Origin of the sequence: Blautia sp. Marseille-P2398, from assembly GCF_964240315.1 — a bacterium.
Classification (GTDB): Bacteria; Bacillota; Clostridia; order Lachnospirales; family Lachnospiraceae; genus Blautia_A; species Blautia_A wexlerae.
Map to the genome: position 1 here is coordinate 251,421 of NZ_CAXSTD010000002.1, position 22,061 is coordinate 273,481.

A 22,061-nucleotide genomic window follows, 5' to 3' on the forward strand; every position below is an offset into this window, starting at 1 on the left:
AATAATCACAGCATTATTCCATATCTTCCAGTAATTTCTCATAAATCGGGAAGCAGTCAAATGTTGCGAAATAATCCTTCGGTGTCTCGGCACGGCGGATCATCTCGAAACTTCCATCTTCATGGAGAAGGATCTCAGAAGATTTCAGTTTACCATTGTAGTTATATCCCATGGCAAAACCATGAGCTCCTGTATCATGGATCACAAGAAGATCTCCCATATCAACCTTCGGAAGATAGCGGTCAATTGCAAACTTATCATTGTTTTCGCAGAGAGAACCTGTCACATCATACATATGATCACATGGCTGGTCTTCTTTTCCCATAACAGTGATGTGATGGTATGCGCCATACATTGCCGGACGCATCAGGTTTACAGCACACGCATCCACACCAATATATTCTTTATGAGTATGCTTCTCATGGATTGCCTTAGTTACCAGGCAGCCATACGGTCCCATCATGAAACGTCCCATCTCTGTATAGATTGCAACATCACCCATTCCGGCCGGAACAAGTACTTCTTCGTATACTTTGCGGACACCCTCACCGATCTCTCTGATATCATTCGGAGTCTGATCTGGTTTGTAAGCGATTCCAACACCACCGGAAAGGTTGATAAACTTCACATGAGCGCCTGTCTCCTTCTGAAGTTTCACTGCCATTTCAAACATCTCTTTCGCCAGCATCGGATAATACTCATTTGTCACAGTATTGCTTGCAAGGAATGCATGGATACCGAATTCCTCGGCACCTTTTTCCTTCAGGATCTTGAATGCTTCAAAAATCTGCTCTGTTGTCATACCATATTTGGCATCTCCGGGGTTGTCCATAATATCGTTGCTGATCTTAAACACTCCGCCCGGATTATAACGACAGCTGATCACCTTCGGAATATATCCTACGGCTCTTTCTACGCTCTCGATATGTGTGATATCATCAAGATTGATGATCCCGCCGATTTCATTTGCATATTTGAATTCTTCTTCCGGTGTATCATTGGAAGAAAACATGATATCTCCCTCTTTGCATCCGATTGCTTTGGACATCATCAGCTCTGTCATGGAAGAACAGTCACAGCCACAGCCATACTCCTGAAGGATCTGGATCAGAAATGGATTTGGAGTTGCCTTCACAGCAAAGAATTCTTTGAAGCCCTTATTCCATGCAAATGCTTCTTTCACTGCCTTTGCATTCTCGCGGATACCTTTTTCATCATAAAGATGGAAAGGTGTAGGAAACTGCGCGGTGATTTCCTGAAGTTTATCCAGGGTGACAAATGGTACTTTTTTCATAATAATCTTTTCTCCTCTTACTTCTTGTGTATATGTGTATATAAATGATCCTGACAATACTCGTAGTTTCCGTTACATTTAGAACAGAAACGGAATTCCAGATTCGGATCATCTTTCTCTGTACGGCCACAGACTGCACATTTGTGCTTCGTCACTTCCCCTGACTTGCTGCCACCCGGGAAGGGAACGGTCTTACTTTCTCCCATTGCTCTCTTAAACTGATTTCTGCGATGGATTTCCTTCGGATTGTATCTGTTAAGATTTCTTGTACCAAGGAAGAAAATAATAAAGTTCAGTAAGGATGCGATGATCGGCAGTGCCATAAACCATGCTCCTCCCATAAAATATCTGACAATATCATATACCACAAGAGCAGCATATACAATCGCCATCCACTTCATCTTGATCGGGATTACAAAGTACAGTAAAACCTTCATATCCGGATATGTCAGCGCATATGCCAGAAAAATAGATAAACTGATATAATACGTTGAAAACTGTGATCCATTCAGATAAGCATCTAACACTCCACCTGTGATAAAATACAAAATAAACGCAGAAATTACTGTAAAAATCATTCCAGATAAAATATATACAGTAAATCTGAATGATCCCCATGTACGTTCCAGCGATGCACTGATCGGATAATAAAAGAACAATATCGCAATCACAAACCATAAAGCAGATGACGTACTCGGCGGATAAATAATCCATGTAACAAGTCTCCATATCTGACCATGCAGGATTTCAGAGACATTCAAACTCAACATGGAAAGAGCCCCTGGATTAATATACATCAATGCATATCCCAGTACATAACTTACAATAATATAAATCGTAAGATTCTCAATCCCGCGATTTCCAAATTTTCGTTCCAGTTTGTCAATAAATTTCATAAATCTCCTTTTCTCACAAAATGCTATTCGTTCTTTCGTTACAGCGGATATCCACAATCTGCTTTCTCTGCGTAATTCTGCACCGAATAACTGCCTCTCAGTTCAGACACAAAATCAGAAAAACTTCTTCCTGGAAAGAAATATCGCTGCAATGATACTTGCCACTACAGAAAGGATGATAACGATAAGAAATCCCCATGGTGTCCTGGAAAACGGCATTCCCGCAGCACTCAGGTTCATACCATACGCACTGAAAACAATAGTCGGAATACTCATAACAATGGTAATAACAGCCAGAACCTTCATGACAATGTTCAGGTTATTAGAAATAACTGATGCAAAAGTTCCCATCATACTGCTGAGGATACCACTGTAAATATTAGCCATCTCAATGGCCTGCTTGTTCTCAATGATAACATCCTCCAGAAGCTCTGTATCCTCCGGATATTTCTTGATACTCTCCACCTTCAGAAGTTTCTCCAGAACCATCTCATTGGAACGCAGAGATGTGGTAAAGTATACCAGTGATTTCTCCAGTTCCAGAAGTTCCATCAATTCCTGATTTCTTGTAGACAGATGAAGTTTCTCCTCAATCTGCTCGCTCTTCTTATCTATAATACGCAGATATCTCAGATACATGCTGGCATTACGGTACAAAATCTGCAGAATAAATCTGGTTTTCATATAGGTAAAAAAGTTTCTTACCCTGCCTTCCATAAATCTTGTCAGAACCTGTGTGTCTTCCAGACATACAGTAAAGATCATCTTCTGAGTCACGATAATACCAAGAGGAATGGTCACATACCAGTCCTTCTCGTTACGTTCTTCAATCGCAGGTACATCTGCAAGGATAAGGGTATAATTGTCCTCCACTTCTATACGGGAACGCTCTTCCTCATCCAAAGGTGCGCGCAAATCGTCCACCTCTATCCCAAATTGCTCGGAAATTTCAAAAATTTCTGTTGCCGTAGGATTCGTCAGCGCAATCCAACAGCCCTCCTGTGGTTCCTGTATTTCATGGATAGCGCCATCGATTGTCTTAAAAATCCTTACCACGATCCACACTTCCCTTCTTTTTCTCGATTTCCCCTCAATAGATTGTTACTGTTTACTCTGTTCTCAGTAACAATAAATCTGCAACTATTCAGAGTTTCTGCAAGAGATTACTGAACAGTTACGTTTGCTCTTTATTTTCACAAAGACTCAAACATCATTATAATTTGAACATGAATTTTTGTCAATTCCAATGCTTTCGGTTTACAAAACTTTTACACTTCGCTATAATAAAGTAGTATTTATTTATAAAAGTCCCGTAAAGTGGGGCGTACAGATTGCGGGAGTGATTTTCCAAACACGCTCTAACTATGGCAACTGAATTCAGGTGAAATATCCCGCAAAGTGGGGCGTGCAGATTGCGGAAATGATTTTCCAGACACGCTCTAATACAATAACAGGAAAGGATACAAATCATATGAGCCAGTCATCATTTGGAAATAAATTTAAGGTAACTACCTGGGGGGAATCCCACGGAAAAGCTCTCGGAGCTGTGATAGACGGATGCCCGGCAGGCCTTCCTCTCTGTGAAGAGGACATTCAGAAATTCCTCGACAGAAGGAAACCCGGACAGAGCAGATACACCACCGCCCGTAAAGAAGGAGATCTGGTAGAAATCCTCTCAGGTGTCTTTGAGGGCAAAACCACCGGAACTCCAATTTCTCTGATGGTAAGAAATACAGATCAGCGCTCCAGAGACTACGGAAATATCGCATACTCCTATCGTCCCGGACATGCAGACTATACTTTTGACCAAAAATACGGATTCCGCGACTACAGAGGCGGTGGACGTTCTTCAGGGCGGGAAACCATCGGAAGAGTTGCAGCAGGTGCCATTGCTTCTAAAATATTAGAAGAACTTGGCATTTCAATCTGCACCTATACCAGATCTATCGGACCTGTTGAAATTGCTTCTTTTAATAAAGAAGAAATCCATCAGAATGCATTTTATATGCCGGACGCACAGGCAGCAGTGAAGGCCGGTGAATATCTGGAAGAATGTATGAAGAATCAGGACAGTGCAGGCGGCGTGATCGAATGTCGTATTACCGGAACACCTGCCGGACTTGGCGAGCCAGTCTTTGACAAGCTCAGTGCTCTTCTTGCCCACGCCCTGATGTCCATCGGTGCAGTCAAGGCTGTTGAAATCGGTGACGGCATTGCAGTGACTTCCTCAAACGGTTCCACTGACAATGATGGATTCACAGTCAAAGACGGTGAAATCATCAAAACCTCCAACCACGCAGGCGGAATCATGGGAGGAATCAGTGACGGCAGTGAAATCATACTTCGTGCCCATATCAAACCAACCCCATCCATCAGCCAGCCGCAGCAGACCGTAACCAAAGATAAAGAACCTCTTTCTCTGGAAATCCATGGCCGACATGATCCGGTCATTGTCCCAAGAGCAGTGGTTGTGGTAGAATCTATGGCAGCAATCACACTGGCGGATGCGCTCTTTGTCAATATGAGTTCCCAGATGGATAAGGTTCGGGATTTTTATCGGAAATAATTCCAATTAATCCACGCAAAAATACCTTCACTTGAATTCTGAGCTGATCTCAGTTTCAAATGAAGGTATTTTATTATCTGCCTATATTGCTGATTCTATGTAACGAATCTGTTATTCTTCCGGAACCGGCCAGATTCTGATACAGTTTGGCTCTGTAATCTTAATCGGCTTGCCGTTCATCACAATAATATTCTTCTCATAATCCACTGTAAAAGTAGTCAGTGTATTACTTGCATGATTAGCCAGCACCAGATGCTTATCATCCGGTAAAAGTACCAGATCTTTCGGATATTCACCACTGATCGGAAGTGTAAACTTCCTTGTCAGCATACCAGTCTCCTCATCACGCTCAAACATGGAAACTGTATCCTCACCTGCTGTTGTACAGAAAAGATGCTTGCCATCATTTGCAAGAGAAAGACCGGACGCTGCATTATGTGTATCATGAACATCCTTCTTCGCACTTGTCTCAATCGTCTGGATCAGTTCAAACGCCGGAACCTTACCGCTTCCATCATATTTGTAAGCCCTGATCTCATTACTGAGTTCAAAGAGAATATAAGCAAACTTACCATCATCGCTAAAACGAATGATACGCGGGCCGCTCTCTCTCGGACATCTCAGGATGTCTACCAGTTCCAGCTTATTGCGCAATTTGTTGACACGGTAAATCTTCACCTGATCAATTCCGTTATCTACTGCACAGAGATATTTATTATCCGGAGTTGGACGAACACAGTTCACATGGGGACGGAAGTTACGCTCTGCAACACTTCCGAGTCCTGTATGGAATACGCCATCCATCAGGCTTCCAAGTCTGCCGTCCTTATGAGTATGTACAACAGTCACCTTACCGTCATGATATCCGGCAACATAAAGATACTTACCGTCAACATCTGTAGAAAGGAAACAGCCTCTCATTCCATCAATATTTACACTGTTGATACGTGACAGATCACCATTTTTATCACGTTTAAATACTGCAACACCCTCATCCTCGATAGAATAAAGATACTTACCATTCTTTGAAACAGCCATGTGGGATGCATTACTTACTTCAACACTGCTGCGTTCTGTAAGAGTGCCATTCTCAACATCAACATCATAAACATGGATTCCCTGTCTGGAAGAGCCATGTGTATAAGAGCCCACATAAGCTACATATTTCTTTTCACTCATAATGCTTTTTTCCTCCTGCTGTCCTGAAGTTTATTTATCATCGCTCACTCTGTTCCCGTCTGCTGTCAGCGAGCAATAATATTTTCGTCCCAATATTGCCGGACGATGTCATACGATAAGGTGATTATAGCACATTTTCCTAATCAGAACAAGATTACGGAACTCAGTTTTATGTATTTTTTCCAGTTCATGGGTTACTGTCGTTACTGTTCACATACAAGCCAAAATTCTATTGCCGCAGGCAATCTGGAATGAATTTTGGCTAAGTTCTATACCGGATAAGCGCTCTGCTGTTTATTTGGTAAAATAATTTCTGACAGCCTCCAGTGTCTGGTCTATGATCTCATCTGTATGGGCAACAGATAAAAACATTGCCTCAAACTGTGACGGAGCCATATGGATTCCCTGCGCAAGCATTCCCTTGAAATATTCCGAGAAAGCTTTTGTATCTGAAGATTTGGCTGATGTATAATCCACAACCTCCTGCTCTGTAAAGAACAGGCTTCCCAGGGAGGATACGTGATTGATATGGTAAGGCAGATTTTTCTCTGCTAGGATTTTCTCCATACCGCCATAGAGACGTTTTCCTTTTTCCTCCAGATCTTTATAGATTTCCTGGTGCTCATAGAGGTATTTTAACTGTGTCAGTCCTGCTGCCATTGCAATAGGATTTCCGCTTAAGGTACCGGCCTGGTAAACCTTTCCCACAGGGGAAACCAGTTCCATAATCTCTCTGCGTCCGCCGTATGCGCCTACCGGCATACCTGCACCGATGATCTTACCATAGGTAACCAGATCAGGGGTCACGCCAAAATATTCTGCAGCACCGCCAAAAGCCAGACGGAAACCAGTGATAACCTCGTCAAAGATCAGAAGGGCGCCGTACTCATCGCAGAGCTTTCTCAGACCTTCCAGGAACCCCTTTTTCGGAGGAACCACACCCATATTGGCGCCTACAGCTTCCACGATAACAGCAGCAGTCTGTCCGTCAGCCTGCTCCATCAGTGCACGTACACTGTCCAGATCATTATAAACAGCAGTCATGGTATCCTCTGTGCATCCCTTAGGCACACCGGCACTGTCCGGAACACCGCTTGTCATCACACCGGAGCCTGCACTTACCAGCATGGCATCACTGTGTCCATGATAGCATCCTGCAAATTTAATGATCTTATTCTTTCCTGTAAATCCTCTGGCAACACGGACTGCACTCATAACAGCCTCTGTACCGGAATTTACCATACGCACCATATCCACATGTGGAATATGGTCACAGATGAATTCAGCCATCTCCACTTCGATTGCAGTTGCACATCCGAAGCTGAGGCCCTTTTCACATGCCTTCAGTACACTTTCTTTTACTTCCGGAAAATTATGGCCCAGAATCATAGGTCCCCAGGAATCGATATAATCCACATATTCTTTTCCATCAACATCATAAATATGGCATCCGTCTGCGCGGTCGATAAATCTCGGTGCAATACCGATTGCGCCATAGGCACGTACAGGACTGTTTACTCCTCCCGGAATCACCTTTACCGCTCTGTCAAATAATTCTTCTGATAAACCCATCAGCCGATTCTCCCTTCATCCATGCATTTTGCAAGTTCTTTTGCATAATAAGTAAGATAGATCTGGGCACCTGCACGGTATGCACTGACTGCCATCTCACACATAATACGTTCTTCATCGATCCATCCCATCTTTGCAGCTGCTTTCACCATTGCATATTCACCGCTTACACTGTATGTTGCAACCGGCACATTTACAGCCTTTGATACCTCAGAGACCATATCCAGATAAGACATGGCAGGTTTTACCATAATGATATCTGCGCCCTCTTCCACATCCGTAAGAGCTTCCTTCATTCCTTCTCTTCTGTTATGGAAATCCATCTGGTAGCTCTTTCTGTCACCAAAAGACGGTGCAGAACCTGCTGCATCACGGAATGGTCCGTAGAAAGCAGATGCATATTTTACTGCATAGGACATGATCGGTGCTCCATAATGTCCGTTCGCATCAAGAGCCTCACGAATAGCACGTACACGTCCGTCCATCATATCAGAGGGAGCTACCATATCTGCGCCTGCCTCTACATGGGAAACAGCTGTCTTAGCCAGTAATTCCAGTGTTGCATCATTATTTACATCATGACCGCAGAGCACTCCGCAATGTCCGTGTGAAGTGTACTCACACATACATACATCTGTGATATAGTACATGTCCGGGAACTGTTTCTTTGCTTCTCTCAGGGCTTTCTGTACGATTCCGTTGGGGTCGTACGCACCGCTTCCCACCTCATCCTTGTGATCCGGGATGCCGAACAGCATAATGCTGTTTACTCCTGCATTCTGCAGACGTTCCAGTTCAAAAGGAAGACGGTCTACACTGTAGCGGAACTGTCCTTCCATAGAAGGGATCTCTTCTTCAATTCCTGTTCCCTCTTTTACAAATAAGGGATAAATAAGGGAAGACTTGTCCATTCTTGTCTCTCTTACCATTTTTCTTAAATTTTCACTGCCTCTTAATCTTCTTGGTCTCTGAATTAAATCCATGTCTTTTTGCTCCTTTTATCAACAATTCTCATAACTGTTCCATTTTTTGCAGAATAGTTATCAGTTTTCCTGTTTCATCTCTTCCACAAGCTCTATGAGACTTTCGATGGTAGCCTTCTTTGCCATGCGGGTCTGCATACCATAAGCATCTGCTGCAGCTTTGGTCTGTTTTCCGATACAGGCAGCTTTTACCTTCGTATAGTCCAGTCCCTTTGTGCCTTCCACAAAGCCCTTTACAGTGGATGCACTGGTAAATACTACACAGTCCACACTTCCTGTCTCCAGCTCTTTCTTCTCATCGATCAGCCTGCTCTTTTCATAACAGGTTGTGTAAGTAGCAATGTCATCTACCTTCGCACCTGTCTGCTCCAGCAATTCTGTCAGCTTTTTATTTCCGGCTTCGGCTCTTGGGATCAGAATTTTTTCATTTCCCTGAAGTTGTTTTGCAAGCTCTGCCCCAAGAGTATCTCCGTCATACACACCTGGCACAAAATCAGCCAGCAGGTGATGCTCTTTCAGCTTTTTCTTCGTTCCTTCACCGATCACTGCGATCTTCGCCTGTCCCAGGCTGCGCACATCCATCTCTTTTCTGTCCATCTCGTCAAAAAAGATCTCCACACCTGCAGGGCTTGTAAAAATGATCCACTGATAAGTATCCAGTTTCTCAAATGCCTCATACAGTCTGCCATTATCCTCAACAGGTACTGTACAGATAGACGGCAGCTCCAGAACCTCGGCACCTTTCTGACGGAGAAGATCTGCTGTCTTTGAAATATGCTGTCTTGGTCTTGTGACCAGAACCTTCCAGCCTGCCAGAGGAAGTTTCTCGTACCAGGCAAATTTGTCAGCCAGAGAACATACCTTTCCCACAACAATAATGGCAGGTGTCTCTATCCCCTGTCTGTCCACCTCTTCCTTGAGGGTACCTACAGTAGCAACCACCCGCTTCTGTCCTGCTGTTGTTCCTTTCTGAAGAACTGCTGCCGGCATATCCGGGTCCATGCCGCCTGCAAGAAGTCCTTTGCAGATATCCTCCAGTGCTGCAATTCCCATTAGAAACACCAATGTTCCCTTTGTCTGGGTCAGTGCTTTAAAATCTATATCATACTCCTGCCCTGCGCGTTTATGTCCTGTAATAATATGTAAGGACGAACAGAAATCCCTGTGTGTCACAGGAATCCCATTGTAAGCAGGAACAGAAATCGGAGATGTCACTCCGGGCACGATCTCATAAGGGATTCCATTCTCAGAAAGAAGTTCCAATTCCTCCCCGCCTCTTCCAAAGAGAAAGGGATCTCCACCTTTAAGCCTTACCACTTTATTTCCTTTTTCAGCTTCTTCCAGAAGAACCTTATTAATATCCTCCTGCACCATTGTATGGTGATTTGCTCTTTTACCTACATTAATCAGTCTGGCATGCTCCGGGATCTTTGCCAGAACCCCTTCGCCCACCAGACTGTCATATACTACCACATCTGCCTGCTGCAGAACCGCTGCGCCCTTTAATGTAAAAAGCCCGATATCACCCGGTCCTGCACCAACCAGCCAAACCTTGCCAGCTGCCATGTTTCTTCTCCTTTTTGCGTCACAAGAATTTTCTTTTTATAATTTTTTTTATCTTCCCTCACAGTCAGATTTCAATTGCTTTGCAAGAGCTGTTCCAAGCTTCTCTCCATCCTCTGCTGCACCTCTGATCTGACCTGTAAGCCACTTTCCTGTAGCTTCACTGTAATATAAACCGCGGATAAAGATCTCATCTCCGCCCACCTCTGCAAATGCAGCTACAGGCGAAGAACATCCTCCGTCCAGATATTTTACATATGCGCGCTCTGCAGTTCCTGCAAGCCAGGCATCCCTGTCACAGTATCCGTCCAGATACCCATAATCCTCACCTTTGCGTCCCTGCACAGCCAGGATCCCCTGACCTGCTGAAGGAATCATCTCATCCGGTGTAAAATATCTGCTGATCCTGTTTTCCAGCCCCAGTCGTTTCAGACCTGCCGCTGCCAGGATCAGCCCTGAATACTCTCCTTCATCCAGCTTGCGAAGCCTTGTCTGCAGATTTCCACGGATACTCTTTACCTCCATCTCAGGATACAGCTTCTTTAACTGAAGAGTTCTCCTTAAGCTGGAACATCCCAGAGGTTTATCCGGATCCAGCTCCGCCACTCCCTCAGGAAGCACCAGTACATCTCTTGGATCCTCACGCTTTGAAAAGGCCAGAAGCGGAAGCTCTTCCGGCACCTCCATAGGCATATCCTTAAGACTGTGTACAGACAGATTGCTTTTACCATCCAGCAATGCCCTGTCCAGTTCTTTTACAAACAATCCTTTTCCGCCCACCTTATCCAAAGTACGGTCCAGAATAATATCTCCTGTTGTTTTCATAGTCAGGATATTTACTGTTATTTCAGAGCCGGCATTTTTTTCACGGTTTTTCTGCTCTATGTAACTTTTTACCATCTCACTCTGGAGAACTGCCAGCTTACTCTCTCTGCTTCCAATGATCACCTCAGTCATCATTCTCCTCCTCATTATCATCTTCCTGCGCAACCCTCTCCAGGGCATTCTGGATCTCTTCTCTTATCCTGCGCGCTTTTTTATGGTCCAGACCACTGGCTGTAATTCCCACTACCAGTCCCTCTTCCATATAAATTCCCGGGAAATAAAAATCGCACTGCTCCCTGTCACTGGCTACATTAACATAAACGCCTTCCTGCCTGCAGATCCTGTGGATCTCATCATTTAACTTTCTGTCATTGGTAGCTGCGATCACCATATATGCCATCGCAAAATCTGTACGCTTCACCGGACGTGTGATCAGCTCTACATAGCCGGCTTTGCCAAGCTCCATCATCTCCATGGTGACCTTCGGAGCAATGACTCTGATATTTCTGGTGAATGATAAAAGGGTTTTCACTCGACGAGTTGCAATGTTTCCGCCGCCTACAACCACGATATTCTTATCTGATAAGTCTATAAACATTGGAAAATACGGCTTATTCTTCATATATTTTCTCCAGTCCTGCCACACACTCAAGGAAAATCTCCTGATTCAGACTGTCACGCAGACCAAAGATCAGTTTATTTACTACTTTTCCTGCTGCCGTATCCACTGCATGGACCAGATTCTGCCTGTCATCCTCTTCCATAGGTGTTTTCTTTAATATCTTTGCAATCCTTAAATTCAGGTCATTGACTGCCTCATCTTTAATATCCTGAATTCTTGGGATCAGGTCTCTTCCATCCAGCCATTGGAAAAATTCATCCATCTGCTCTCTTACGATCGCTCCTGCTGCCTCCAGATTTTCCTGAAGCTCTGCAGGAACTTCCTCTATACGGAAGCTGTCCATGTCATAAAGTGTGACCCCCTGGATTTTTCCAACAGATGGCTCTATATCTCTGGGAACTGCCAGATCGATCAGGATCAGGTCATCCTTTGTCCTGATTCCCTGGAACAATTCTTCTTTTAATGTAAAATTCGGGCTTGCAGTTGCACTTACTACAAGATCACACTGTGGCATATACTCCATTCTGTCACCGTAATTAATACGCTTGCAGCCCAGCGGAATATTCACAACTCCGCTTCTGTACTGACGGATGGTCACTGTTACATCTGCACCTGCCTCCTGCAAGGCCTGAGCAGCCACCTTGCCCATCTCACCGTTACCGATGACCATACAGGTCTTATCCCTGAGAGAATACCCCTTCTCTGCCAGAAATCCGATGGCCTGATGGATCACTGACGGATTTCCATGGGAAAAAGGAACCTCTGTCTTAATTCTCTTTCCTGCTGTGGCAGCCATTCTGAACAGAACCTCCAAAACACCATCTGCCGCAAAATTCTCTCTTGCCAGATTCAGGGCATCCTTCACCTGTGTAAGGATCTGATCCTCCCCTATGATCTGTGATTTCAGACCACTGGTAAGATAAAAAAGATGCTCAACTGCCTCCTGATCCTTACGCTCTACAAAATATTGTCTGTAAGAATTCTCAGTAATTCCCTTTATCCTGCAGAGGCAGTCATAAAGACAGACATCCACCTCATCATCCACACTTGCCCAGACCTCCAGGCGGTTACAGGTGGACAGGATCACGCATCCATATATTCCATTTTGATTCTTTATTTTTTCCATTGCTTCACCGGCATTTTTCTTTGTAAATGCAAATTTCGCACGAATATCCACCGGTGCCATATTATGGTCAATTCCAATCATGGAAATACTCATAACTTCTAACTCTCCTTCGTATTTCACCATTCCTCATTCATTTCATATCAAATCAAATATCCCACTGGCAACAGGGTATTTGATTTGATAAGAAATCCGGACAGCTAAAAAGCACTGTCAGAGATATCATAATCATTTCCTGTTAAGATGTCAATTGTAAACACGGAAAAAACTCAGCATTAGAGTAAAGGATGTTACTGTTCACATACCACTATCCCGAGACATACAAGCCAAAATTCCATTGCCGCAGGCAATCTGGAATGAATTTTGGCTAAGTTACTGTGAACGGAGTGAACAGTAACTAAAGGATAACGTGACAAGACCTCATTACCGTTCGTTCTGCATCCGGTAATGAGGTCAGAATATTCTGTGTTTACTGTTTATCTATTCTCATCAAAACTTTACATTTCTTTCTGTAACAGGCGATTCCATATTTTATGATTGTATGAATTCCTTCCTGTTCCAACGCCTCAGTATATCTGATATCTATAATCTGCTGAAGTGCTTTTTCGCACTCTCCCTGAAGATTTCCGTCATCTGCATATTTTACTTCGATCACAATCCCCACATCTTCATCCTCTATACGGATCAGAATATCCCCGAATCCATCTCCTGATTCCCGATTGGACATTACTGACCAGTTCTCTTTGAATCCCAGAATCCCCAGCAGCAATCCATGATAGAAATTTTCTTTCGTTGGTTTCTGCGCAAAGGTATCTCTTATGCTGATCGTTTTCTTCATATATTCTGTAAAAATCAACTCTACTTTTTCCGGATTTTGGTTCAGCAGTGCATCACACAAATCACTGACTGTTTTTCCATCGTCCTTTACATTTTCTTTGAACATTTTCAGAATATGGTTGGTGATAATATTTCGGATTTCTCTATTGGGAATGACCAGATTATACCTGTTGCCACTGGGTTCCCCTCTCTGTGTCAGATATCCTGTCATAAAAAGTGTACTCCACAGATTGTCTATGGAAGAATATAATTCCTTATAGGTAAGCTCAGAATTAATTTCTTTCTGGACAATCCCTCCATTTACCAGCTGTTCCAGTTCCATTCTGGTCAGCTTCTGTGGTTTTCCCACACTGTCAATGAAATGGCTGATCACACTGTTTCCACTTGTATTCGCCCAGTAATTCTTCGGTTCCAGCCCGGGATCTGCCAGATGATCGCTGCAGAAATTGATCACATCCCATGGACAATAAACATCCACATTTCCAAACCGGTAGCCGTCATACCACTCTTTCACTGTCTCATAATATTTTTCCTGTCCATAATACCGGAGGAGTTCCTTTACTTCCGCATCTGTAAATCCAAATGTTTCATCAAAACTCTTATCTGTAATGGAATAAACCTTAAAGTTGTTAAGACCTGTAAAAATGCTTTCTTTTGCAATCCGCAGGCATCCTGTCAGCACTGCGAATTTCAGACTGCTGTTGGTTTTTAATGCATTCTCAAATAAATTACGGATCAGCAATACCATTTCATCATAATAGCCATTTTCATTTGCCTTTGCCAGAGGTACGTCATACTCATCGATCAGAACAATTACTTTGCTGCCATAGTGCTTTTCCAGCAATTCTGTCAGCTCACGGATACTGTACACCAGAGAATCGTTTGTCATTTCTTTTTTCTTTAACTGTGTCAGTAATTCGTGATCTGTTTCATCAAGCTCTGTGCTGTCTGAAAGTACGGATAGTCTGCGGGCTTCTTCATTGATTGTTTTTATGAGAAATCTTCGGGCTTCCTCATATGTGGCACCATTAATTCCCTTCAGACTGACAGAAACCACCGGAAATTTTCCCTGATATTTTTCACATAATTCCTGATTATCTGAAATCCTCAGCCCATCAAACAGAGTCTTATCTTTTCCAATCTCAAAAAAACTCTGGAGCATACTCATATTCAGGGATTTTCCAAAGCGTCTCGGACGGGTAAACAGGTTTACCTTTCCCCACTGGGTAAGCAATTGTTCAATTACATGTGACTTATCTACATAATAGAAATCTTCCCGACGCATCTCTTCAAAATTCTCAATTCCAATTGGAAGTTTTTTTAATCCTGCCATCTTATATCCCCTTCCATTTATAAAGCATACCTTCTTATTGTTATCCGTCTTATTACTGTTTATAATATCATGAATCCTATCGTAATTCCAGAAAATAATGTAACCTGTTACTATCGCAAGTGACAGTGGCAAGCGAAGTAAAATATGTAATAATATGATTGAGATACTTGCAGAAAATATTAACAGAAATGGAAGGTGATGAAAATTATGAAGATATTGAAGAAAGCAGGAGGGATTCTCCTTGTAATAATCGGAATATTATTTTTTGTATCTGCTTTAAAGATGATCTTTGTGGATAACCCCAAAACAAAAGCAGCTCTGAAAGACGCAGTTTACGTTGATGCAGCAGATACGATCGACCCGGAAAACGATGGAAAGACAGTCATTGTATGCGGCACATTCGAGCTGACTAAACCGGCACATGATGATGAGCTTGGACTGGACTTTGACAGCATCCGCATTTCAAGTTCAAAACAGACAATGAAATTAACAAAATCTTCTTCCAAAAAGAAGGAGGCAATGACTGACGACGAAAAGAAATATGGCGTTCTGGAATGGAATTCATCTTTCAGCAGCATGCCGGTATCAGGCCAGGGGAAAATTGGAAATTATGCACTTTCGCAGGATTTTATTGATGATATTATGCTGACCAAAACCTGGGAAGATTACGACAAGGCAGCATTATCATCTGCCGGTTATACATATGTACCGGATAACACCTATACACAGAAGCATTTTATAGAACCATCGAACCAGACGACACGTTCACATAAAGAATATGATGTTCGTTATTATTATTCTGCTGCTGATTTCGAAACAGGGCAAACCGTAACTGCTATCGGCATACAGGACGGACAGACTCTCAAATCCGCACCCGGAATCACAGAGAATCTGATGAAAAATAAACTTGACCGCGATGAAGCGATCAAACAGGGCGGCACCCCAGGTGTAGGAGCCCAGATCTTTTCAGTTGTTTCCTCATTGCTGTTAATATTGGGAGGGTTCCTTCTTATTATATTATGAGAAATAAATCTATAGCAATCCTCTTAAATGCATTATTTACGAGGATTGCTATAAAAATAAGATATTGTTGTATCATTAAATCAGATGGTTGGGCGATATCCTCTGTGACATACTCCGTATCTAGTACATCGTTTTCGAAATAACTATACCAATCGCGTAGGATGCGGATTGGTATAGTTATTTACGAAACGATGTACTAGCTTTTTACTTCTCAATTCTAAGCATGCGATATCCAATGCCAATATGTGTCTGGATGTATTGCACTCCATTTTTCTCAGGCTCCAGTTTTTTCCGCAATGTTGCCATAAAAACTCTAAGAGAAGCAACATCATTATCCGAACATCGTCCCCAAATCTGCTGGGTAATATAGGTATGTGTCAATACCTTTCCCACATTGCGGGACAAAAGACAGAGCAACTTATATTCTATAGGTGTCAGATGCAATTCCTCTCCCTTCAGATATGTACAGCCTGCCGTATAGTCTATCTTTAATCCACCATTCTCAAAAACAGAGCTTTCTATCTGCTCTCCGCTCTGCATAACCGCAAGTCTCCTCTGGGTGACACGGATACGCGCAAGTAATTCTTCAACAGAGAACGGTTTCGTAATATAATCATCTGCTCCTGCATCCAGCGCCTCTATTTTATCTGTGTCCTCACTTCTGGCGCTGATCACAATAATCGGCATATTCGACCAGGTACGGATTTTTTTTATCACTTCTACCCCTTCCATATCAGGAAGCCCCAGATCCAGAAGAACAATATCCGGATTGTGGGACGAAGCTTCCAGAATGGCTGAAGATCCGTTTTCTGCAGCCAGATATTTATAGTCATGTGTTTTTAATGTAGTAACGATCAGATTGCGTATGGGTCTGTCATCCTCAACCACCAGAATTAATGTTTTATTCATTTAATGTCACCTCGCTTAAGGGTAAAGTAAAAGTAAAATTGCATCCATGAGGATCATGATCTGTCAAAACCAGGGTTCCTTCATGTGCTTCTATAATAGAGTGGCAAAGTGCCAGTCCAAGTCCCAGACTTCGGTGACTATCCGCAACTGTCGTTTTCCCTGTATAAAACATCTCAAAAATATGTGACTTCATTTCTTCCGGAATTCCCGGGCCATTATCTTCCACACTTATCTGCGCTTTCCCATCTGTTTTCGTTCCCCGAATACAGATCACAGAACCCGGCGGTGTATATTTTATTGCATTATCAATTAAATTTACCAGAACCTGCATAATAAGACGTACATCCATACGTGCAAGAACAAGTTCTTCGCAGTCTGTCACAATTTTATAATCATCATGTTTCCGGCTGATATGCCTCAGGGATTCTGCAATCACCTCATCCAGAAGCTGGTCTGTAAATTTAAATTTCAGTCTTCCGTCATTCAGTCTGGTAATGGAAAGCAGATTCTCCACAACTCCGATCAGCCATTCAGAATCATCATAGATATCGCTATAAATCTGATGTTTTGTAGCTTCGTCCAGACGGTCACTATTGCCAAGCAGCATATCTGCATTACCGGAAATGGAGCAAAGCGGCGTACGAAGATCATGCGAAATCGCCCGAAGAAGATCTGCCCGCAACTGTTCATTTTTGGCTATAACTGCATTTTTTTCTTTTTCTAATGCATTTTTCGCATTTTCCATTGCAAGCGCACATTCATTTATTACAGACAACAGGATGCTGTATTCAAAAGTGTCCAGTGTTTCTTTTTGCAATGGTATCCCGATCACACCGTAAACATTATCCCCGCTTCGGATTGCCAGATATAAACATTTAGCCTGAGGAAAATGGTGTGTGGACGCACCGGCATGCTGTCTGTTTTCACAGACCCATTTGGCTATCTGCTGCTCTTCTGGTATCAAAAAATCTTCTGTGTCCTCTTTTTCCCCGGAGAAAAGCTTTCCCTCTGATAAAGTTCCATTTTCTACTACATATGCTGTAATATTGCGGTTTAATAAACGGAGAAGCTGTGTACAGGTGACATCAAGAATCTCTGTTTCTCCTTTTGCCTTTTGCAGCAGACGGTCTGTATCGAACAGAATCTGTGCACGAAAGGCAAGCTGTGTAGACAGCTTTGCATGTGTTTTCAGCTTTGCTGCAAGTGCTCCCGTAAGTACGGATGAAATAAGCATTATGAAAAATGTCACCGGATAACCCACCGCATAGGTTTTGAAAGACATCCTTGGTTCTGTCAGAAAAAAACAAAATAAAAATACACTTAAGAAAGAGCCTGCCACACTGCAAAGATAGCCATCTGTCACAATCGAAGTAAGCAAAACCCCCAGAATATATATGGTTACAATATTCGTATCCGTAAAATTCAGTTTCTGAAACAACAGACCAATTAAAGTGCATACCGCAAATATAAATACCGTCAGAAAATAATCCTTTGCAGACGGTTTTTCCATAGACCATGTAAATGACCGTTTCTGATGATTCACATTTTTTAAACTCATCCTGTCCCCCACCTTTTTTACTGTTTTGAAAATTATATCATGGGGCTGTGTTGTGGTCAAAAGTCTTTTTTACTATATGCGGAAGCACTTCTGAAGAGCTCTGTATTCTCCCAGCACCAGTAATTTACTATTCTCTTCCAAATACGTATCCGGAGAAATTGCAATATTAAATTCTCCTTCATTTTTTACTGCCAGAATATTAATATTGTAACGCTTTCTGATATCCAGTCCGCCTACAGTTTTTCCAGTCCATTCCTCTGGCACTTCTACCTCAAAAATCGCATGGGAAGCATCCACCTCCATATAATCAAGGATATGATCATCTGTGTAACGGATAGATGCCCATTTTGCAACCTGCTTTTCCGGATAAACCACCTTATCTGCACCATTGCGTAAAAGAAATTTTTCCTGGACATCACGTTCAGCTCTGGATATTACCAGTTTTGCTCCCAGTTCTTTCAGAAGGGAAGTGGTCTCAAGAGAATTCTGAAAGCTTCCTCCAATAGTCACAAAACAGATATCGTAGTTTCCAATTCCAAGGGATTGTAAAAATTCAGCATTGGTACTGTCCCCGATCTGGGCGTTAGTCACAAACGGAAGCACTTTGTCCACCCTTTCTTCATTCCAGTCAACTGCCATAATTTCATGCCCAAGCTGATTCAGCTGCATGGCAATATGTCTTCCAAATCTTCCAAGTCCAATAATCAATACATTCTTCATGATATTACTTTTCTCCTTCTCATCCAACTGTGATTTTCTCCAGAGGAAGCTTTGCATTTCCCTTATTTCTTCCTGAGAATACTGCATAAATCAGGGTCAGGCCGCCTACGCGTCCCAGATACATCAGTATGATCAGCACAACTTGTGAAAAAACATGAAGTCCCGGTGTGACTCCCAAGGTCAGACCTACCGTGCCCACAGCTGAAGCTGCTTCATACAGACAATCCAAAAGGGGAAGACCTTCGTATACGCTGATTGCAACACCTCCACAAAAGAATAATGTAAAATAGAGCATAGCTATTGTGGCTGCATTTTTTATCACATGATACTCCAGTCTCCGTCCAAAAGCCCCTGCATTTTCCTGACTGCGAAAGGTTGCAATTGCATTCAGAATCAGTACCGTAAAAGTAGTTGTTTTCATTCCTCCTGCTGTAGAACCCGGCGAACCACCGATCAACATTAACAGTATCATAACCGCTTTTGATGCCTCGCTCATCTCTGAAATGTCTATGGTATTAAAGCCGGCAGTTCTTGTAGTTACCGATTGAAACATGGCAGCTAACAGGCGTTCTCCCGCAGGCAGGTTTTTCAAATCACAGGCAAAGAAAAAAAATGCCGGAAAAACAATCAGGCATACAGTAGTCATGAGAATAATCTTGCTTTGCATGCGGTAACGTTTAAAATTCATTTTATTCCTATAAATATCATCCCAGGTAAGAAAACCAATTCCTCCTGTAATGATCAGCAGCATAATTACCACATTTATAAGGATATTTCCGGAATAGCCCGTCAGAGACGGAAAGGCATTATCTGCTGTTCCCAGAATGTCAAATCCTGCATTACAAAAAGCAGAAACAGAATGAAAGGCTGCCATCCAGATTCCCTTTAAGCCATAATCCGATACAAAAACCGGCAGCAATAACATAGCTCCTGCTGCTTCAATCAAAAGAGTCCCCTTTAAAATGAACCTTGTCAGTCTGACAATTCCTCCAACTTTAGGTGCTGAAATTGCATCCTGCATTGTACTTCTTTGCATGAGAGATATTTTTTTCCCTGAAAGAAGCGAAACCGCTGCCGCTACGGTTACTACTCCAAGTCCACCTATTTGTATAAGCGCAAGAATAACTGTCTGTCCGAACACAGACCAGTAACTTCCGCTGTCCTTTACTACAAGTCCTGTAACGCATACTGCCGAAGTGGCTGTAAAAAGTGCCTCATGAAATGGCGTCGGCACTTTGTCCAAAGAGGAAACCGGAAGCATCAGCAAAATGCTTCCCAAAAGAATCACACCTGCAAATCCCAGAATAATTAGCTGAAAAGACGTCAGGTGTTTTTTCTTACACATTTTTTCCGGCATAAATGATCATAACTCCTTACTAATGATTCTATAGCAATATCTTCATAATGCGTTTTATTATATACAATTGCTTTCAAAGATAGTATAAAAATCTATGATTCCGTATTAAGATTGTATAAAGACAGTCAATACTTTTACACAAGACGTATCAGCATATGGCATAATCTTATTGATGTAGAACTGTCTGTTTATCATAGAAATCACCTTCATGGTTCCATGATACCCGCAATCGCATCAAAAAATAACAGGTATTGTGATTTATAACCGCAATACCTGTTATTTTGCTACTTGTCTGATTCGATTAAACACACACTAATTCATCTGACATTTCTCTCTGAGAGTGTCATAAATTTTCTTTGTTTCTGATTCATCTACGCCATTTACCACCAATATTTTTCCGCCTATATCCATAACTACATATGAGTGGCAGGATGCATGGGTGTAGCGGATATAATCTCCATAAATATCATTTCTGAAATTTCCCATACCATACTTCAGGTTTCCCATACCATTTGTTCTGCGATCATTCCCATTTTGAAATAAATTTTCTTTGTATGAGATACTGTCAATCTGCTCATAATCCACTGTATAATCACTCCATCCCTGTGCCTCAACAGTAAAATCATTATCATGGAAACTGATATCAATACCACCCCAGAACAAAGTCCATATAGTAAATATTACGACAAAAACTGATACGATTACATATATCACGATTGTCTTCTTGTTATACTGGATTTTTAATTTTTCTCCGGCTGCCATTTTTTTCTTATAAAAAAGATAAGAATAAAGAATGCTGACAATTGCAGCAGCCATAATGCTCACAATATACAAAACCAAAGCAGCAATGCTTTCTCCAAAAAGGCCGCAAAGCATACATAAGACACCTGATGCCACCCATAATTTTCCACTGAATCTATGAGTTGCACTCCAGTTTTCTTCATCCTGCAATGTCCATACAACCCTGATTCCTATGGTGTTATTCTGTTTCACCTTTGGCAAATAATTTCCTATGATCATAAACAGTAATCCTGTTCCAAAGTAAATTACTGCCATAAACAGATTCTCACTATCCGCATCCATACTGATCTGTCTTGCCATACCATTATAGATTAACGCGGTAACAGGTATCATCCATATGACCATCCCTATAACCTTGCTGCTCTGCTGTCTGTTCCTGTTGTCATAAAAGATGATTGTCACCAGTATACAATCTGTCACTACAAAAAACACGTTTATCCATATGCTCTGCGCCATCGTAAAACCCACCAAAATTCCTGCAAGCATTACCAGTACAGAACAGATCAATGTACCTTTATATTTTTTAATCATTTCCTTCATAATCCGATCCCCCCTTTAAGTCTGTGATCCACAACATAACATCCTCCAATACAGAAGTATTTAGTTCGTAATAAATAAATTTTCCTTCCCTTTTGCTCCTGATCAGATCAGCATCCTTTAATATTGCCAGATGTCTGGATATGGACGCCCCCGTCACTGAAAAATGTTCACATATCTCTCCTGCTGAAAGCCGTCCGCCCTTTAACAAATTTAGAATCTCACGTCGTATTGGATCTGCCAGCGCTTTCAAAGTATCCTGTAATCCCAATAGTTCATCACAGCCTTTCATTTAACATTTAACCTAATTGTTAAATATAATATAGTATAAGAACCTTCATATGTCAAGTACAGTCTCCTACT

20 protein-coding genes and 1 pseudogene are annotated in these 22,061 nt (G+C 42.2%); 3 read left to right on the top strand and 18 right to left on the bottom strand.

The genetic code is table 11. The features are described from left to right. Positions 1-13: 13 nt before the first annotated feature. The 3 genes from ACESZG_RS03830 to ACESZG_RS03840 form a co-directional block, all read right to left on the bottom strand. On the bottom strand, positions 14-1,294 hold the full coding sequence (locus tag ACESZG_RS03830; protein ID WP_008704744.1) for a diaminopimelate decarboxylase: 1,281 nt from the start codon (positions 1,292-1,294) through the stop codon (positions 14-16). 17 nt (positions 1,295-1,311) lie between these two features. Further along, positions 1,312-2,190, bottom strand: coding sequence for a hypothetical protein (locus ACESZG_RS03835; RefSeq protein ID WP_022381481.1), 879 nt, complete (start codon positions 2,188-2,190; stop codon positions 1,312-1,314). A 114-nt stretch (positions 2,191-2,304) separates the two neighbouring features. After that, a complete protein-coding gene (locus ACESZG_RS03840) occupies positions 2,305-3,246 on the bottom strand; it encodes a magnesium transporter CorA family protein (RefSeq protein WP_020993736.1) in 942 nt (313 codons plus the stop codon). Between the two features lie 190 nt (positions 3,247-3,436). Here ACESZG_RS03840 and ACESZG_RS03845 point away from each other — a divergent pair, with 190 nt between their 5' ends. After that, complete coding sequence (locus tag ACESZG_RS03845) at positions 3,437-3,565, top strand: DUF6783 domain-containing protein (protein ID WP_349826391.1); 129 nt, start codon at positions 3,437-3,439, stop codon at positions 3,563-3,565. Here the strand turns inward: ACESZG_RS03845 and ACESZG_RS03850 are convergent. Then, positions 3,557-3,661, bottom strand: a pseudogene (locus tag ACESZG_RS03850) (DUF6783 domain-containing protein); the annotation flags it as partial. The gene ACESZG_RS03845 and the pseudogene ACESZG_RS03850 sit on opposite strands and share 9 nt — an antisense overlap. Here ACESZG_RS03850 and aroC point away from each other — a divergent pair. After that, positions 3,662-4,756 (top strand): chorismate synthase, encoded by a 1,095-nt coding sequence (gene aroC, locus ACESZG_RS03855; protein ID WP_008704750.1) that lies wholly within the window; start codon positions 3,662-3,664, stop codon positions 4,754-4,756. Positions 4,757-4,867: 111 nt separating this feature from the next. On the opposite strand, the gene ACESZG_RS03860 is transcribed toward aroC, so the two are convergent. The 8 genes from ACESZG_RS03860 to ACESZG_RS03895 form a co-directional block, all read right to left on the bottom strand. Continuing rightward, complete coding sequence (locus ACESZG_RS03860) at positions 4,868-5,935, bottom strand: lactonase family protein (RefSeq protein WP_008704751.1); 1,068 nt, start codon at positions 5,933-5,935, stop codon at positions 4,868-4,870. A 294-nt stretch (positions 5,936-6,229) separates the two neighbouring features. Then, positions 6,230-7,507, bottom strand: a complete 1,278-nt coding sequence (hemL, locus tag ACESZG_RS03865; protein ID WP_022381480.1) for a glutamate-1-semialdehyde 2,1-aminomutase — start codon at positions 7,505-7,507, stop codon at positions 6,230-6,232. Beyond that, positions 7,507-8,490, bottom strand: coding sequence for a porphobilinogen synthase (hemB, locus tag ACESZG_RS03870; RefSeq protein ID WP_008704753.1), 984 nt, complete (start codon positions 8,488-8,490; stop codon positions 7,507-7,509). Before hemB ends, hemL begins: the two co-directional genes overlap by 1 nt. A gap of 60 nt (positions 8,491-8,550) precedes the next feature. Further along, a complete protein-coding gene (cobA, locus tag ACESZG_RS03875; protein WP_022381478.1) occupies positions 8,551-10,056 on the bottom strand; it encodes a uroporphyrinogen-III C-methyltransferase in 1,506 nt (501 codons plus the stop codon). Between the two features lie 48 nt (positions 10,057-10,104). Continuing rightward, positions 10,105-11,025, bottom strand: a complete 921-nt coding sequence (gene hemC, locus ACESZG_RS03880) for a hydroxymethylbilane synthase (RefSeq protein WP_330381260.1) — start codon at positions 11,023-11,025, stop codon at positions 10,105-10,107. After that, positions 11,003-11,500: a bifunctional precorrin-2 dehydrogenase/sirohydrochlorin ferrochelatase gene (locus tag ACESZG_RS03885; RefSeq protein WP_022381476.1), complete on the bottom strand. Its 498-nt coding sequence runs from the start codon at positions 11,498-11,500 to the stop codon at positions 11,003-11,005. Before ACESZG_RS03885 ends, hemC begins: the two co-directional genes overlap by 23 nt. After that, entirely contained in the window at positions 11,490-12,719 is a 1,230-nt protein-coding gene (gene hemA / locus ACESZG_RS03890; protein WP_373217604.1) for a glutamyl-tRNA reductase, read from the bottom strand. The genes ACESZG_RS03885 and hemA overlap by 11 nt, the downstream gene beginning before the upstream one ends. Before the next feature lie 373 nt (positions 12,720-13,092). After that, the gene (locus ACESZG_RS03895) at positions 13,093-14,793 is read right to left on the bottom strand and encodes an AAA family ATPase (RefSeq protein ID WP_022381475.1); all 1,701 of its coding nucleotides are present in this window, start codon (positions 14,791-14,793) and stop codon (positions 13,093-13,095) included. Positions 14,794-15,000: 207 nt separating this feature from the next. On the opposite strand from ACESZG_RS03895, the gene ACESZG_RS03900 reads away from it, so the two are divergent. Continuing rightward, positions 15,001-15,816, top strand: coding sequence for a hypothetical protein (locus tag ACESZG_RS03900; RefSeq protein WP_055053413.1), 816 nt, complete (start codon positions 15,001-15,003; stop codon positions 15,814-15,816). Between the two features lie 204 nt (positions 15,817-16,020). Here the strand turns inward: ACESZG_RS03900 and ACESZG_RS03905 are convergent, their stop codons facing one another. From ACESZG_RS03905 to ACESZG_RS03930, 6 genes are all read right to left on the bottom strand, one after another. After that, positions 16,021-16,725, bottom strand: coding sequence for a response regulator (locus ACESZG_RS03905; protein WP_019161280.1), 705 nt, complete (start codon positions 16,723-16,725; stop codon positions 16,021-16,023). Next, entirely contained in the window at positions 16,718-18,283 is a 1,566-nt protein-coding gene (locus tag ACESZG_RS03910) for an ATP-binding protein (RefSeq protein ID WP_055053412.1), read from the bottom strand. The genes ACESZG_RS03905 and ACESZG_RS03910 overlap by 8 nt, the downstream gene beginning before the upstream one ends. Positions 18,284-18,355: 72 nt before the next feature. Next, a complete protein-coding gene (locus tag ACESZG_RS03915; protein ID WP_055053464.1) occupies positions 18,356-19,003 on the bottom strand; it encodes a TrkA family potassium uptake protein in 648 nt (215 codons plus the stop codon). Positions 19,004-19,022: 19 nt separating this feature from the next. Next, positions 19,023-20,360, bottom strand: coding sequence for a TrkH family potassium uptake protein (locus tag ACESZG_RS03920; RefSeq protein ID WP_055060043.1), 1,338 nt, complete (start codon positions 20,358-20,360; stop codon positions 19,023-19,025). A 312-nt stretch (positions 20,361-20,672) separates the two neighbouring features. Further along, positions 20,673-21,701, bottom strand: a complete 1,029-nt coding sequence (locus ACESZG_RS03925) for an SdpI family protein (protein ID WP_373217608.1) — start codon at positions 21,699-21,701, stop codon at positions 20,673-20,675. Next, positions 21,685-21,990 carry an autorepressor SdpR family transcription factor gene (locus ACESZG_RS03930; protein ID WP_227194510.1) on the bottom strand — a complete coding sequence of 102 codons (306 nt, stop codon included), beginning with the start codon at positions 21,988-21,990 and terminating at the stop codon, positions 21,685-21,687. The genes ACESZG_RS03925 and ACESZG_RS03930 overlap by 17 nt, the downstream gene beginning before the upstream one ends. Positions 21,991-22,061: the final 71 nt, after the last annotated feature.